Raw genomic sequence first — 418 nt, forward strand, 5'->3', positions numbered from 1 at the left:
GGGCACGAGCTATACCCTGGCGCAACTGCAGGCCTTCAACGGCAGCCAGAGTGTCAACACCGGCGAGGGAATCCTGACCCTGCTGAGCTACAGCGGGAATGCCAGTGGCGGCACGGTGAACTACAGCTACACCCTGAGCGCGACCATCGACAACGACAGCAAGTCGGGAGCCACGCTGACGGAGTTTGATGACAGCGTGACCATCACGGTGAACGGGGTGGGCGGTACGACGGCCAGCGACCAGCTGATAGTGCGCATCGTGGATGACACCCCGACGGCGAACGATGAAAACGGCGGCACCGTCACCGAAGACCTGGCAGGGAGCCTTGGCGGCAACGTGCTGAGCAACGACGCCTCCGGTGCCGATACGCCAGCCGCGTTCGTGGGCTGGAGTGCCACCGGGCACAACAACAGTGCC

1 protein-coding gene is annotated in these 418 nt (G+C 64.1%); it reads left to right on the top strand.

The window, feature by feature from the left end:
- The coding region (locus AC1IN8_RS21090) for a hypothetical protein (protein WP_479760506.1) at positions 1-418 on the top strand (418 nt) is incomplete at both ends.

The sequence above is a fragment of the Aeromonas sp. 130281 genome (assembly GCF_056642115.1).